At 35.4% G+C, this 14892-nt stretch carries 13 protein-coding genes; 3 read left to right on the forward strand and 10 right to left on the reverse strand.

Annotation, left to right across the window (positions count from 1 at the left end; all coding sequences use genetic code 11):
• Nucleotides 1–172: 172 nt before the first annotated feature.
• Nucleotides 173–1084, forward strand: coding sequence for a lipopolysaccharide kinase InaA family protein (locus tag DW862_RS07005; protein WP_049701601.1), 912 nt, complete (start codon nt 173–175; stop codon nt 1082–1084).
• Here the strand turns inward: DW862_RS07005 and DW862_RS07010 are convergent, their stop codons facing one another.
• From DW862_RS07010 to DW862_RS07035, 6 genes are read right to left on the reverse strand one after another with little or no spacing between them, the layout of a single operon-like run.
• Nucleotides 1085–1897, reverse strand: coding sequence for an FkbM family methyltransferase (locus DW862_RS07010; RefSeq protein WP_009039122.1), 813 nt, complete (start codon nt 1895–1897; stop codon nt 1085–1087).
• Nucleotides 1894–3027, reverse strand: coding sequence for a glycosyltransferase family 1 protein (locus DW862_RS07015; protein ID WP_120067546.1), 1134 nt, complete (start codon nt 3025–3027; stop codon nt 1894–1896). Before DW862_RS07015 ends, DW862_RS07010 begins: the two co-directional genes overlap by 4 nt.
• 29 nt (nt 3028–3056) lie before the next feature.
• Entirely contained in the window at nt 3057–3869 is an 813-nt protein-coding gene (locus DW862_RS07020) for a phosphorylcholine transferase LicD (protein WP_120067547.1), read from the reverse strand.
• A 17-nt stretch (nt 3870–3886) separates the two neighbouring features.
• Entirely contained in the window at nt 3887–4618 is a 732-nt protein-coding gene (locus DW862_RS07025) for an NTP transferase domain-containing protein (protein WP_120067548.1), read from the reverse strand.
• Nucleotides 4615–5664: a histidinol-phosphate transaminase gene (locus tag DW862_RS07030; protein WP_008024033.1), complete on the reverse strand. Its 1050-nt coding sequence runs from the start codon at nt 5662–5664 to the stop codon at nt 4615–4617. The genes DW862_RS07025 and DW862_RS07030 overlap by 4 nt, the downstream gene beginning before the upstream one ends.
• Before the next feature lies 1 nt (nt 5665).
• Nucleotides 5666–6475 carry a glycosyltransferase family 2 protein gene (locus tag DW862_RS07035; RefSeq protein ID WP_032811956.1) on the reverse strand — a complete coding sequence of 270 codons (810 nt, stop codon included), beginning with the start codon at nt 6473–6475 and terminating at the stop codon, nt 5666–5668.
• A gap of 196 nt (nt 6476–6671) precedes the next feature.
• Here DW862_RS07035 and DW862_RS07040 point away from each other — a divergent pair, with 196 nt between their 5' ends.
• Nucleotides 6672–7655 (forward strand): glycosyltransferase family 2 protein, encoded by a 984-nt coding sequence (locus tag DW862_RS07040; RefSeq protein ID WP_008024037.1) that lies wholly within the window; start codon nt 6672–6674, stop codon nt 7653–7655.
• A gap of 70 nt (nt 7656–7725) precedes the next feature.
• Here the strand turns inward: DW862_RS07040 and DW862_RS07045 are convergent, their stop codons facing one another.
• The 4 genes from DW862_RS07045 to DW862_RS07060 all read right to left on the reverse strand — a co-directional run bounded on the left by DW862_RS07045 (nt 7726) and on the right by DW862_RS07060 (nt 13862).
• The gene (locus DW862_RS07045) at nt 7726–8766 is read right to left on the reverse strand and encodes a hypothetical protein (protein WP_008024039.1); all 1041 of its coding nucleotides are present in this window, start codon (nt 8764–8766) and stop codon (nt 7726–7728) included.
• A 6-nt stretch (nt 8767–8772) separates the two neighbouring features.
• Nucleotides 8773–10200: an MBOAT family protein gene (locus tag DW862_RS07050; protein WP_008024041.1), complete on the reverse strand. Its 1428-nt coding sequence runs from the start codon at nt 10198–10200 to the stop codon at nt 8773–8775.
• Nucleotides 10201–10284: 84 nt separating this feature from the next.
• A complete protein-coding gene (locus DW862_RS07055; RefSeq protein ID WP_008024043.1) occupies nt 10285–11445 on the reverse strand; it encodes a glycosyltransferase family 4 protein in 1161 nt (386 codons plus the stop codon).
• 74 nt (nt 11446–11519) lie between these two features.
• Entirely contained in the window at nt 11520–13862 is a 2343-nt protein-coding gene (locus DW862_RS07060) for a glycosyltransferase (protein ID WP_008024044.1), read from the reverse strand.
• A 180-nt stretch (nt 13863–14042) separates the two neighbouring features.
• Here DW862_RS07060 and DW862_RS07065 point away from each other — a divergent pair, with 180 nt between their 5' ends.
• Complete coding sequence (locus tag DW862_RS07065) at nt 14043–14891, forward strand: glycosyltransferase family A protein (protein WP_008024046.1); 849 nt, start codon at nt 14043–14045, stop codon at nt 14889–14891.
• Nucleotide 14892 lies beyond the last annotated feature (1 nt).

Raw genomic sequence — 14892 nt, forward strand, 5'->3', positions numbered from 1 at the left:
AATATAAATGAAAAGAAAAAAGAAAAAACGACTAAAGTTGTTCGCAACAGTACTTAATATGTATAGAGAGTTAGCCAATCTTTGTGAGAAAAGAAAAAAATATAGTCGGAATATGCCTTAATTTCTTTATCTTTGCTCCATCTTTGTAATTAGTATTATATAGGAGAGTGTAATGAGAGTGATTGTAAATCCCAAGTACGCGCATCTGCAGAAGGAGATAGAAGAAATTCCAAGGTCCTTCCAGGAAAAAGGAGATGTGGTGTACGATGGGCGTAATGTTTTAAAACGAATTGGCTTAGGCAGCATTGATGTTGTGGTGAAGAGCTTTAAGAAGCCTCACATCATCAATCGTGTTGTATATTCGTTTTTCCGGCAATCAAAAGCAGAGCGTTCCTATATTTACTCTATGGAAATTCAACAACATGGCTTTGACACTCCGGAGCCAGTTGCTATGATTGAACAATTCCAGAGTGGTCTTCTTTCACATAGCTATTACATTTGTTGTTATGATGGTGGCGAAACAGTCCGTTCCCTGATGGATGGGAAAGTGGAAGGAAATGAAGATAAACTTTCTGCTTTTGCGCGCTACACAGCTGCTTTGCATCAGGCAGGTATCCTGCATTTGGACTATTCTCCCGGCAATATATTGATCCATCAGAATGATGCGAATGAATATAGTTTTTCCCTGGTTGACGTGAATCGCATGCAGTTACTATCGGATATTGATTGTGATACTGTGTGCCGTAATATGTGTCGTTTATGCATCTCTCGTGAAGTGCTGACTTATATAATGACAGAATACGCTTCTTTGAGGGGATGGGATGTAGAATCTACTGTTAGTCTGGCTCTTCGTTATAGCGATCAGTTCTTTACTCATTATATTTATCGTCGTGCGGCACGAAAAGAAAAAGAAAGGCATATCGTATCCCTAATTTTATTCTTCCGTTTGTACCGTTCTGTGCGTAAGTTCTTTTCCTGGGAACCGCATATCTCACGTTTCTTATTGAAAAAAGAAAAGCACATTTATGATACATACTTGTGTAAGTATGACTATTGCGAATTGCTTTCTGCTGATTATCAATGATTAACTCTTGCTTCCGCGCATGACTACACTGCGGATTTTATGCCTGAAAAAACCTTTCTGATTGGTATATGTGCAGTTATGCTTATCCAAAAATGCAGAAATGACTGCTTCGTCATCATGTAGATGGTATGTGCAAATTGCAAAATCCAACTTCTGGCAATTTTGAAATAAGTTCTTGCATCCGGCCAATGCATGCCGTTCAGCTCCTTCGATATCCATTTTTAGAAACAGATGCTCATCCGTTTGATTGTTGAAGAAGTCATCCAGGGTTTGTTCTCTTGAAGAGTTATGGTCGCTTACATACTTTTGGACAATCGTAACTTTATCTTGCCATGGCTCAAAGGTCGCTCTAATGGCCTCCAGCCATTGTTCGTCCTGTTCAAACAGGTAAACATGTTTAGCTTCTTCGATGATTTCCAATGAAGAATATCCTTCGGCGCAACCGACATCTACAAATACCTTTCCTGTCACTTCTTTAACGCTGTTGAAGTAATGGTGCGGTGAACGCCTGTCTTGTTCCATGCTCAAAGCCCTGTAATATTTTTGAATTTTCCTGGCCGGAGTGCTCTTTCTGAAATAGAGCCGTTTCTCTTCTTTTTGAACATAGTATAAACCTTTCTCCTCGTCTTTCTGTACGTCAACGGGCATATTTGCATATTCATCTTTGAATTCATACAGGTGTCTTGAATATCCATGCTCTTTAATATATTCATAGTATTTCAGATAAGGAGAGCCGGGCTTATATCCTTTCATGAAATAATATGGGAGAGTGCCATATATAAATTTCTTTATTGTGTGTTTAAGTATGTTCATCTCATTAATTTCTTGTAGATGTTTAAGATCTCTTCCGCTTGCTTTTCTTCAGAGAATCTTTTGGCAAATATTTGCCCTTTTTCAATCATTACTTTCTTTCTTTCAGGGTCAGAGTATATCTGTTTGAAAGCATTGGCCATTCCTTTGATATCATCGGGATGTATATAGATCGAGTCGGGACCTCCGGCTTCTTCCAGGCAAGAACCTGTTGCGGCTACTACCGGAATTCCGGAGTATAAAGCTTCTATGATGGGGATGCCAAAGCCTTCAAAGCGTGAAGGATATACAAAAATTTCAGCTAGCTGATAAAAAGTCGGCAGATCATCAAAAGGAACATTGCTGATGATGTGTACTCTTTCTTCCAGCTTATTCTCCTTAATAAAACGTTCAATCTTATCAGTGTATTCTGTATGGCGTCCTACAATGACAAGATGAATTTGTTCAGGAAGCATCGTTAGTGTTTGTACCGCCGAAAGGGCATTCTTTCGTTCTTCAATACTTCCTACGTTGAGGATATAGTGCTCCGGTAGTTGATATTTAGCTCGAACTTCTCTTTTTTTCTCTTCTGTTACAGGGTGCGTGAATGAAGTATCACATCCTTGATAAACAACCTCTATCTTATCGGCAGGAATCCCGAAATACTCAATGATATCACGTTTGGTACATTCGCTGATAGCAATGATTCTATCTGCATTTTCGCAGGCTTTGCGGAATTTGTATGTATATATATTCCTGTCGATCGAATGGTAGTATTGTGGGTATCGCAGAAATATCAGATCGTGGATCGTCACGATACTTTTTACCTTACTTTTATGGATATTCAGGGGCAATTCGTTGCTAAGTCCGTGAAAAATATCAATTCTTTCTTTTTCCAATTGGCGGGTGACTCCCAACACTCGCCATAACGAGCTTAACTTTTTCCAGAAAGAAGTAGTGGGATAAGAAAGCTGTAGTTGCCGATATTGCTTCGTTAATTTGTTCAGCCTTTTATTTTCCCGTTTCTTGGGGGCATACAATACATATTCATTCTCCGGATAGAATTGGCATAGAATATCCACTATATAGCGGCTATAATTACCCAAACCGGTGAAATTCTGTACTGCACGTTTTCCGTCAAAACCTATTCTCATTTCTACTTCTTACCTTTATGTGATTATAGTTAGACTTCAAACTCCCGATAAGGTTTATTCAGGTCTAAATAATGGAAATTGTGTTGTCTTTGCCCACTTTGTTTAGGTATGGTCATGTAATCTCCGTATTTCTGTGACAGATAGACATCGTATTTCTGTACTCCCCATACTTCTTCATTTTCAAATAAGATTGGAGTAGGGGTACCCAGAATATCTTTAGACATGATTCCTTTCATTCCGTCATCATAATCACAGACCAATGCGGATTGGTCGAAATCATACTTTTTCATTACTTTCCTGATACTTTCCTGTGCTTCGGTAAGGGTAAAAAGCTTTCTGCATAATAGCGGTATCCATGAACTGGGACCTTTTCCATGCTTGTATGGATCGCGATGAATCAGATAAAGTACACGTTTGTAGAATTCGTACTTTGCAAAATGCATTCTTTGCGCCATGCGGCTCTCCGGAACTCCGTCCAGTGGGAATATATCAATATATACGCCTCCCAAATATTTGAGATGCATACGTTCAATTAGAGTGGTGTCGGCATCCTGTACTTTTGCGAATGGAAGAGGATATTCCTTGTCGTTTTCAGCACATACAGCTTCGTATGGTTTCGGCAACCATTCTTTGGCATTAGCCATTAATAAATCATAATCGGCTCTTGGCATGCCGATATCCAGATCATCATCCCAAGGGATAAATCCTTTGTGGCGGACGGCTCCCAGCATGGTGCCTGCCATGATGTAATATCGCAGATTATGTTCTTTGCAAACTTTGTCAACAGCTAATAAATTCTTTAATATGCGAAGCTGTAGAGGGCGGATATCGTAATTTGCCATTTCTATCTGAATTTTGATTAATAAAGACTGGCTGGAATCAACTTTTGTGCTTGTTGAAAGTCCTCTACGGTGTCCAGTTCGGCCGAGAAGAACTCGGTGGTATCCATGACGTAAAAGCTATATCCTTGCGGAATCAGTCGCTCAAAAGCCCGTTCGTAGAATATATTGTCCAGTCCTTCAGTGGTAATCATAATTTCCAGTTCCCGGAATAGAGCTTTGGTGTATTCAGTTGACATCTTTTCGATACCGATAGACTCTCCGATAGCATCGGATATAGAACAGACTTTGCTGATTTCAACAACCTTTTGTGCGTCGTCTACGATGACTTTTATTTCTTCCGCTCCAAGCTCGTGCCGATTCAGTGCCAATATGTCGTTTTTATCCGAATGAAGCAGTTTTTCTACAATTTGAGGATCAAAAACAATGTCGCTGTCTAATAACAATATTTCTTCCCCGTCTGTATACGGTCGGGTAAGCCATAATGAATAGATATTGTTGGTTGATTCATATCTGTCATTATAGATGAAAGTAATATTTTGGACTGGATAACGTGCCTGCAGAAAATCAACGATTTGTTGCTGGCGATACCCCGTGACGATAATGAATTCGTCGAATCCGTTTTGTATCAGAGCATCAAAAGCCCTTTCCAGTAGGCATCGTTCTCCTATCTTGAGGAGGCATTTGGGCGTTGTATCGGTCAGCGGGCGTAAGCGTGACGCTATTCCTGCGGCTAATATTACTGCTTTCATTTGGAGGCGATTTCTTTAATTGTGTCTATAACGATCCGGTTCTGCTCTGGGCGTCCCAATGTGATACGCAAATGAGTGTTGATATCCGGTTCATTCATAAACTTCACTTTATAACTTTGTTCGGCAAAAGCCTTTTGTAAAGCCTCTTTTAGCTCTATCGGGTATTTGATTAAAATGAAATTGGCAACCGATTCATATACTTTGAATCCGGGTAACACGCCGATTTCCTTTTCGTAACGCTCACGGTCTTCGTTCATCAGTTTGGCGATGTTGCGGTAGTGTGCATCCGATTTAAGAGCTGCAATGGCAATATCTTCGGATATTCGGTTGTATCCCAGATATTTATTGCTGTATCTGCTGAAATTTTCCAGTTCCTTACTCATAAATCCGAATCCCATACGTAAACCGGGCAATCCATAAAACTTGGATAAAGTACGGGAAATAATCAAATTCGGATATTTATTAACCAGCTTTTTGATATAACTGGTATCAGTTGAAACAAAAGAAGCGTATGCTTCGTCTATCAGTACCACTGTTTGGCTGGGTACTTCTGCAAGCAGTTCATCCAGTTCTTTCGGAGTTAAACCGTTGCCGGTAGGGTTATTGGGAGAAGCCAGTAAAAGAATCTTCGGATTCTCTTTCTGAATCATATCTTTCAGCGTCTCAAAGTCATATTTAAAAGTGTTTCCGTCTTCGTAAAGAGGATATTGCAAAGTATGGCCATTCACCTCATCTGCAATTGACTTATAATACCACCATGAGAACTTGGGAATCAACATCGTTTTGTTTCCATCTTCTTGAGTCAGGAAGTAATGAACGGCTTGCTTCAGAATATCTTCTCCGCCGTAGCCTAGCAGGACTTGTGTTTCATCTATATCATATAATTCGGATAAGAAAACAGATAATATACTTTTCTTTCCTTCATCGTAAATGCGGGTATAAAAACAAAGTTTATTTATATCGAAGTTTTTTAAAGCTTCTACTACTTCTTTTGATGGACTGTAGTTAAATTCGTTTCGATCTAAAAAGTTCAAATTCTTTTCCATATTAGTTTTGTATGATTCCTTTATCGCACCAGGTTAGTTTCCTGACTTTTGTTTCGTTCAAAATACTGCGGTTGTTGTTTAGATTATCTGTTCCGTGTAGTTCATGATGAAGATGGAACACGATTCCCGCAAATTTGATGGTACGCTTGCGTACACCGCTGTTGATAAGACGGCATACTAATTCATGATCTTCACTTCCCCATCCGGTAATAGCTTCATTGTACCCATTGACTTTTAACAAATCCTCTTTCCAAAAAGCCATATTGCATCCTCTCGAGTAAGAAACATCCCATTGACGATAATGTTGAAGTAGTGGACTCAACCAAGGTAAATGTACTCCGTTGATTGTATTTTTAGTACCTTTGTCGTGAATGGAAATGATGCAGTTTTTTTCTGCTAACATTTTTCTCGTTAAGCCTTCCCGGATTAATACACGGCTACCAGTTACGAAACTACCTCTTTTGGCAAAACGTACATGATCTTTGACGAAATCTTTGTGTAAGACGATATCTCCGTCAATTTGTATTATATATTCTTTAGATGCTTTCGCAATAGCTTTGTTGCGGATGGAGGCCAGTCTGAAGCCTAAATCCTCATGCCAAACATGAATAATGGGAACTTCAGAGGAAGTTGCCAATTGATGAATTAGTTCTCCTGTGTCTTCTTTAGAACCATCATCGGCAATGATAATTTCATCAGGAAGGAGAGATTGACGTAGCACGCTTTTAACGCATAATTCTAATGCGTCGCTTCTATTATAGGTGGATATAATTAGCGATGTACTTATGTTGCTCGCCATTGGTTTATTCATATAATTATTACTATGTTAGTTAAATAGTTAAGGGGGCTTGCACTAAAATTCTACAAATGTATACATTTTATTTGGTTGTGACAAGTGTTAAAGGCTTTTTTGCTAAACATTAGAGGGTTAGCGTCTTTTTTAAGAATAATATCTGTATCTTTGCTATCAGTTTGTTATTATAACTAAGATTAATAGTGTATTTGTAATGGAAAATCATTCGGTGGAAGTTAGTGTAATCATTCCTAATTATAACTATGCTCGTTTTTTGCGGCAACGTATCGAATCGGTATTGGCCCAAACATATACAGATTATGAGATTATATTATTGGATGATGCGTCAACGGATGATAGTACATCTATTTTAAAACATTATAGTGCTAATCCTCATGTCAGTCATTTGGAGATTAACTCAGTCAATACAGGAAGTCCTTTTGCTCAATGGCAGAAAGGCATTAGTTTGTCTCGTGGAAAGTACATTTGGATTGCCGAAAGTGACGATGCGGCTGAACCCTCTTTTTTGAAAAAGGCAGTCTCTGTTTTGAAACAATATCCGGATGCTTCTTTTTGCTTTCTGGGTTCACATTGTATAGATGGGGAAGGTAATCAGTTAACTACTGATTTTGATCGTTGGACTTCAAAACAGTTGAGTCGTTCTCATAATATGGGTGTTTTTGATGGTGAAGATTATATAAAACATAATCTTTATTGGCGTAATTATATTTACAATGCTAGTGGTGTTGTCTTTCGTAAACAATGTTTTGAACAAATAAAAGACTTGTCTTGCTTTTCAATGCGCTATAGTGGCGATTGGCTTTTCTGGATAGAAATGGCCAAGCAAGGAATGGTAGTCGAAGTTTATGAAAAATTGAATAATTTTCGTTTGCATAATGTAAGCACTACCAAGAAGGGGCAAAAGACAGGAGATGGGGTTCGGGAAGACATATATATAGTAAATAGAATAGAGCATTCTCTCGTTAATATAGGGAGGCAAAGAAAGACTGTGCGTCATGGGAGCTTTTATAAAGAGATAAAAAGACTTAAGGTTCCTACTGAAATCAAGGAGGAACTTACATTGCATTTAGTATCTTCTTTAAAAGCAAATTCTAGTGATTATTATGTAGAACGCTTTAATAAAAGTTTTAGTTGGCTGATGCCTTGGTTGATTACTCGTGATAAAGATCGTCTGTGATTACTGGATGTTTTTATTGGAAATTGATAATGTTTATGACATACTTGCTAATAATCACTTAAAAGTAAATTTAGTCGGTGGATTTTTCTATCTTATCTGCAATAATATTACCAACAGTTTCACTAGCTATAGTTGCCCAATGCGTATCATCTATATGATAAACGTCTTTGACTCCGCTGGCAATCATTTCTCTAAAATTATCTCTAGGATTAATAAACCATTTTAGTTGGTTAATTCCATTTTCTTCTAGTTGATCAATTACTTTCTTAGGCGGGTATGGATTATTTATTATATATGGTTGGTATACATCATATTTATCGGGAGCTATCATATAATAGAGGTCAATGCCTTTTTCTTGAAAGCGTTTATGAAGGTAGTTTAGTTTGTCTAAAATGGCGTTGTATTCTTCTTCTGTGATTGATAATTTCCATAAATCGTCATTGTAAAAATAGAAGGTGTTGTATGGTGGAACAGAGAAACAATCAGTGTTTAACTGTACTTCTTTTACTGGCCTTTTTGATTTGTATAAATGATATTTGATATATTTAAACGTTTCCATTAAATAATCTTTCTTCTTTTTTTCTGTAAAATTATTTTCTGGCTTATTGTCTTCTTTCTCAAGAGTATAATTGATGTCTTTAATATCTCTAAAGCTAAGTATATGCTGTACAAATTCTCTTTCGACCGTTTCAATAATAACAGTCTTACATCCTAGGCTAGCATATATATCGTTATTCAATAAATACAATGCAATATCTTCAGAGCTATATCCTCTTCCTCTTGGATCAGGATAGTTGAGGATTCTTTCTCCTAATTTGGCTGCTAAATAATTTTGATAACCACTGAAACCTTGTTGGCTAAAGGAGTCTCCTATGGTCATAACTTTGTAATTTCTTTGTATGTTGTCATAATATGTATCTACCTTGTTCTCTGATAATGGTGTACCTAAATTGGTTTGGGTTTTGTCTATGTAAAAGTAGCCAAGTTTCCCTAAATCACCGGCTTTGGTTAGACGATCTATCAAATAGAAATTCACATAAAAACCATATGCGTATATTAATACCATGACAGGGAATATGGTGAATAAGCATTTTAATATAAATTTTCTCATAAAGTTCTAGAATTGAAAATAGATAAATGTTTGAATATCATTAGAGTAATAAAATATATAATAGAATATGGCACAGTAGATTCCCCATCTGATTATAGGGTATTTTATATTTATTTCTAGTCCGTGCATTTTGCGTCTGTTAATCCATTCTATGATAATCAAAATAGCAATGTATTGGATGCATTTAACTCCATATTCAAGCGATGAAGGTTGCCATTTAGTAAACATATAAATGATATATTGATAGGCCTCTTTTATATTTTCGGCGCGGAAGATAACCCAACCAATCATTACAAGAATGAAAGTACTAATAATCTGTCCAAGTTCTTTGAGGGATGGTAGGTATTTGTTTTCAGCTACTATGTCTTTATACTTTCTGTTTCTTCCCATGAGTAATAATGGTAGAAATAGTAGAGCATGAAATGCACCCCAACAAATAAACGTCCAATTGGCTCCATGCCAGAGACCGCTAACTAAGAAAATTATCATAGTGTTACGGAAAGATTTCCATTTGCTACATCGACTTCCTCCTAATGGGATATAAATATAATCTCTGAACCAAGTGGTGAGTGAAATATGCCAACGTCTCCAAAATTCGGCAATATCTCTAGAAAAATATGGAAAGTTGAAGTTCTGTAGTAAGTTAATGCCAAATAACTTTGCTGTACCTATAGCGATGTCCGAGTATCCAGAAAAGTCTCCATAAATTTGGAAAGTAAATAAGAAAGCTCCCCAAACCAGATTCAAACTATCAAGTGTTTGATAATTTGCAAAGATTTGATTGACTGCGACAGCGCATGTGTCTGCTACAACAATCTTTTTGAATAATCCCCATAAAATTTGCCTCATACCATCTACTGCCGCTGTGTAATCGAAAGCTCGTTGTCTTTCGAACTGCGGTAGTAAATTGGTCGCTCTTTCGATAGGACCTGCAACAAGTTGAGGAAAAAAACTGATAAAAGCAAAGAATGCTACAATATCATGTGTGGGTTTCATCTTGTGACGGTAGATATCGATTGTATAACTAAGTGCTTGAAATGTATAGAAGCTAATTCCTACTGGAAGTAAAATATCTAATGTGACCCAATCCAATTCAAATCCAAACCACTGAAACAGGTGTTGTAAATTTTCCGAGAAGAAGTTGAAATACTTGAATATTCCTAATATGGTTAGGTTTAATACAATGTTGGCAATACTTATTAAACGTTGGATGTGTCTATGTCCTTCTTGCCGTTCAAGTAGGATTCCGCTTGCATAACTACATAAAGTAGTAAACGCTATTAAGATAAGAAAGCGCCAATCCCACCAACCATAAAATAGATAACTAGCTACAACAACAAATAAGTTTTGTGCTCTTAATTTTTTGAAAGCAAACCAATATAATAAGAATACTATTGGTAGAAAGACTAAGAATTCGAATGAGTTAAATAGCACGGCCTAATTTTTTTTGCAAAGATAAATATAAAATAATTATTGATATTGTAAATGCATGTAATTTTGTTTACGTCTTATAAATAATTATGTTCTAAGAATAGATGTATATAGACACTCTATCTGTTTGGCATTGTTCTCAATAGAGTATAATGACGAAACATAATTATATGCTCGTTCGATGATTTCAGTGTATTGTTGTATCTGTTTTTGTTCTATATCTGTTAAATGGGTGGTTAATTGCTGTTCGTTGGTAAAACGAAGAGCAATTTCTTTATTGTATTTTCTTTGACCATTGTCAAATTGTTCTTTTGTTCCGGCAGTATCTTTTCCAATAACTAAGCATTTGTTAAACATAGCTTCTGCTGTAATTAGGCCAAATGCTTCAAAAGGTGATGGGACGATTAAAGCTGTTGCGCGATTCATTAGATCATATATTTGATTGGTGGGTAGTATTCCTTTAAGCATAATATTATTTTGTATATTGTATTTTTCTATTAGTCTATCAATTTTTTGTTTTGTCTTTGAAGAATAGTTCCCGGCAAGTATTAATTTGAAGGTACCTCCTCTTAGTAGATAGTCTTTATAGCTATTTAGTAGTGAAAAGATGCCTTTTTCTTTCACGATGCGTCCTACAAATAGAAAATACTCTTCTTTAGGAAGCTCTTTAGGTTTATAACTTTGCCTCAAAACACCGTCGTAAATAATAGTCGAGTTTTCCTCCTTTAGTTGGTAGAAATTATATATACCTTTTGTTATTGCTATATTGAAATTACCGGATTTGTGTAGTTGTTTTTTTAAATATGGAAGTGAGTAAGCGTGTGAATGTCCAAAATCTAAAGATTGATACTCTCTTAGGTGCCATATGTGTGGAATCTTTAGTGCTTGAGCTGCAGTAGCCCCAAACTGATATGCAGAAGAATTGGTATGGATAATATCAATCTTATATTGTTTGGATAATTCTATGATTTGTTTGGCAAAGAATTTCTTTTTATTTTTTAATTTAAGGGCATATATGGGACGAGTAATATAATTCCATAAATTTCTCTTTGAGGGATACCAGAAGAAGTCGTAGTTAAGAATACTATATGGTATATTTTCCGATTTCAATTTATCAATGGTTGATTGGCTAGCTAATTTCCCTAATATGATATAAGGCCTTATTTTGCATTTAAGTTCTTTAATTAAAGTGATTAATGCTTGGTCAGAGCCTCCTTCACCTACTGCTATGTATAAGACGTTAATCATTTTGATGGAACTTTATTGAATTTGGTTTATGACTTCTTTTGTTATGTGTATGGCATCTTTTTACGATGAACTATCTAATAATATTTTTTGGTAAAAGTACTACAAGTATTAAGACATATAATTCTATACCATATAAATTTGAAAAGGATTTTATTTCGCCACTTGCTATTTTTATAGGTCTCACGATAGAGCTTCATTTCTCTAAAAGCGCGTTTAAAGGGTGCCGATCCTTTAATGATATTTTTTATGCGTTTATATTCTTTCTTTTCTTGTATCGACTTTATACTTGATGGATTGAGTTCTCTGCTTTTTTTGTAGAATTCAATCTTTGATTGTGTGTCATTGGTATCATAAGCTAAAACAGGGAATGTATTGATGGTTTTATTGTATATTCTTGCATATTCATCAGCCATTTCTTTTACAGACTTCATTTCTTTTAAATAATGTCTGATATTCTCTTTTTTCTTTTGATATTCTCCTGCGATGTTTGATTTGACTGTTAAAATGAACTTAAAAATATCTTTTGCAGTACTGTGTATGGGGAAAATCCATCCTGCATCAATTGCTTTCACTCGTTCAGCTATAGCTCCTAAATCGAATGTGATTACAGGAATTTCAGCAATAAGGCTTTCTGATAAAGTATAGGAATATGTTTCTGGCCACATGGACATTAAACATACTAGTTTAATGTCGTTCTCAAGTAGTAGATTAGGTAGGTCTTTCTGTAAATATTCACCATGATAGATATAATTTTGTTTATTGGTGTTATATTTTTTATTTTCTGCCATTCCAAAGAGATGGATTGTTATCTCGGATTTTCTAGCTTCAGCTATTAACCCTTTTAAATATCTTAAACCTTTTTCTTCTGAAATCCCACCAATAAAAGCGATATTAAACTTTTCTTTTTTGTTTTTCTTTATGTTAGAATAATTCGATTCTTTGTTTGCTTGATTGTAGCCATGTTCTATTACGTCGATTGTTAGGTCTTTGTATATATCTAAAACAATATTCTTAGTATTGGAAGAGGGGACGATTATTTTCTTTGCTAATTTAAGATTCGAATAAAATTCTTTTCTCCATAACGGTATAAAATTAATATTCAGTTTAAACTTTTTTGATATGCATGAACTACATCCATTTTGGTTGTTATAATTACAAAGAAAAGTTTCCTCGTCGAAGAGTTTTACCGAAGGACATATTGAATAAAAATCATGCATTGTATATATAAAGGGAACGTTCTTCTCTTGTGCCACTTTGAAAATATCCAAATACATGTTTCTTAAGTGATGGATATGGATTAAATCTATTCTTAGGGCCGTTATCAATCTCTCAATATCTTTCTTGAAAACATCATTATAAAGATTTAAAGCTGTATATTGAGAATACATGCCTAGAGAAACAGTAATTTCGTCAGATGAAAAATAAGAGGTTAGATAGTATCTGAAATCATCCACAGAATAATAGATTACATGAAAATTAAATTCCTTTCGCATGTTTCTAATTAAATCATGTACATGCAATGTTGTTCCGCCGATGTTCCTTTCGTTGATCGCTTTGAACTCATGTATTACAATCAGTACATTCTTTTTAGAATACATATCTGTGTTATAACGCACATTCAGTTGTATCTCTGAGATCGGATTTTGTTGAACAAAAGCTTCTGTGTTTGCAAAGCATACTGGGTATCTCTCTTTTAATATTTGTAGATGAGAGTTTATCAAATTGGTCTTTTCTTGAGTGAAAGATTGGGTTCCTTTATGATAAATATATGTGTTATCACATAATAAATGTCTATATCCAGCTTGTAAACATCTATATGAGAAATCATTTTCTTCCCCATATCCTTTTCCAAAAGTTTCTTCGTCGAATAGACCTAGATCGTCTATTGCCTCTCTTTTAATATACATACAGAATCCGTGCGCAGTAGGAATATCAGGAAATAAATTCATGCTGCATTTTTCGACAATGTCAGCATATTCTTCTACACTTAAACCTGGAGGAATGGTGTTTTCTGCCAAAAAAACAGGTACAGATGCTAAAGTCGCGTTATTGGATAGGGGAGTAACAGTAGCTACTGCAGGTTTACTATATGCGCAGTTTTGTATTTTGGAAAGCCAATTTCTGGTTACTTCAGTGTCACTATTTAATAAGACTACATCATGGTGTGAATATTGCATGCCAATATTCACAGTTCGGACAAATCCTTGATTATCTTTGTTATCTATTAATATGATATTTAGCGATTGATTTTCTTTTATAAAAGAATTCAATAAGGGTAATATTCTTTCGTCTGTGCTTTTATCATTGACTAACAATAATGTGTGCTGGGTAAGATCTGTATGCTCAATTACTGTTTCAATGCACTTTTTGACAAAATCAAAAGCATTATAAATGGGTATTATAATATCGATATCCATAGTGCGTAAAAATTGTTAGATACAAAGGTATGAAGAAAAATAGAAGTGGCAAGGGAACTTACGTTTTATCTTGGAATAAAGACAGTTTTTAAAGTAATTGTTTGGGGCTAGTGTTATTTTTCGTATGTTTGTATAATTAAAATTTGAAATAAAGAAAGTTGTTTATTATTTAATATTAAAATGAAATCTGAAGAAGCTCCAATCATCTCGGTTGTTATAGCATGTTATAATCAGGGAATTTATCTTTCGGATGCTTTGAATTCATTGGAAAAGCAGACTTTTCAGAATTGGGAGGGGATCATCGTAAATGATGGGTCTACTGATGGTACAGAAGAAATAGCTTTGGAATATGTGAAGAAGGATGAAAGGTTCAAATATGTCTTTCAGGAAAATGGGGGTGTTTCTAAAGCAAGAAATATAGGAGCTGCACAAGCGTTAGGTACTTATATTTTACCTTTAGATGCGGACGATAAATTGGAGGAGACTTATATAGAAAAGGCCTTGTCGCATTTTACTCATCATCCGGAAACATTGTTGGTGTATTGTCAATGGGGCTTTTTTGGGGAAGCGACTAATCACAGTCAAGTATCTTATAAAGGTTATGCAAAGTTATTAGTCAACAACGAGATTTTTTGTTCATCAGTTTTTAGAAAGAGCGATATGCTCCGCATTGGTGGTTTTGATGAAGATATGCATTTGGGATTAGAGGATTGGGAATTTTATATACGCTTGTTGGATGAGCAAAGTGTTGTATATCAAATACAAGAACCTTTGTTTTTTTATCGAATTAAGGCGGTCTCTAAAAATGTAACCGCTGCTCAGAATATCGCGGAAGTTGAGAACTATATTTATCAGAAACATATAAGACGTTATTCGTTGTATTATGGAAGTGCAATTCTTTCTTTACGTCGATTGTTTCTTTGTGAGAAAGAGCTGGAAGATTGCAAAGCGCGAATTGCTCGGCACAAAAATAAGTGGTATCGCCGTTTGTTTTATAAATATATAAAGGGTAACCTGAAAAAGAAGTAGA

It is taken from the genome of Bacteroides sp. AM37-9 (assembly GCF_003603455.1).
Taxonomy (GTDB): domain Bacteria; phylum Bacteroidota; class Bacteroidia; order Bacteroidales; family Bacteroidaceae; genus Bacteroides; species Bacteroides xylanisolvens.

Coding starts and splice junctions, on each gene's coding strand:
- DW862_RS07035 (WP_032811956.1), bottom strand. CDS start 6,475: ATGAATAAACCAATGGCGAGCAACATAAGTACATCGCTAATTATATCC.
- DW862_RS07020 (WP_120067547.1), bottom strand. CDS start 3,869: ATGGCAAATTACGATATCCGCCCTCTACAGCTTCGCATATTAAAGAAT.
- DW862_RS07045 (WP_008024039.1), bottom strand. CDS start 8,766: ATGAGAAAATTTATATTAAAATGCTTATTCACCATATTCCCTGTCATG.
- DW862_RS07030 (WP_008024033.1), bottom strand. CDS start 5,664: ATGGAAAAGAATTTGAACTTTTTAGATCGAAACGAATTTAACTACAGT.
- DW862_RS07005 (WP_049701601.1), top strand. CDS start 173: ATGAGAGTGATTGTAAATCCCAAGTACGCGCATCTGCAGAAGGAGATA.
- DW862_RS07060 (WP_008024044.1), bottom strand. CDS start 13,862: ATGGATATCGATATTATAATACCCATTTATAATGCTTTTGATTTTGTC.
- DW862_RS07015 (WP_120067546.1), bottom strand. CDS start 3,027: ATGAGAATAGGTTTTGACGGAAAACGTGCAGTACAGAATTTCACCGGT.
- DW862_RS07010 (WP_009039122.1), bottom strand. CDS start 1,897: ATGAACATACTTAAACACACAATAAAGAAATTTATATATGGCACTCTC.
- DW862_RS07025 (WP_120067548.1), bottom strand. CDS start 4,618: ATGAAAGCAGTAATATTAGCCGCAGGAATAGCGTCACGCTTACGCCCG.
- DW862_RS07065 (WP_008024046.1), top strand. CDS start 14,043: ATGAAATCTGAAGAAGCTCCAATCATCTCGGTTGTTATAGCATGTTAT.
- DW862_RS07040 (WP_008024037.1), top strand. CDS start 6,672: ATGGAAAATCATTCGGTGGAAGTTAGTGTAATCATTCCTAATTATAAC.
- DW862_RS07055 (WP_008024043.1), bottom strand. CDS start 11,445: ATGATTAACGTCTTATACATAGCAGTAGGTGAAGGAGGCTCTGACCAA.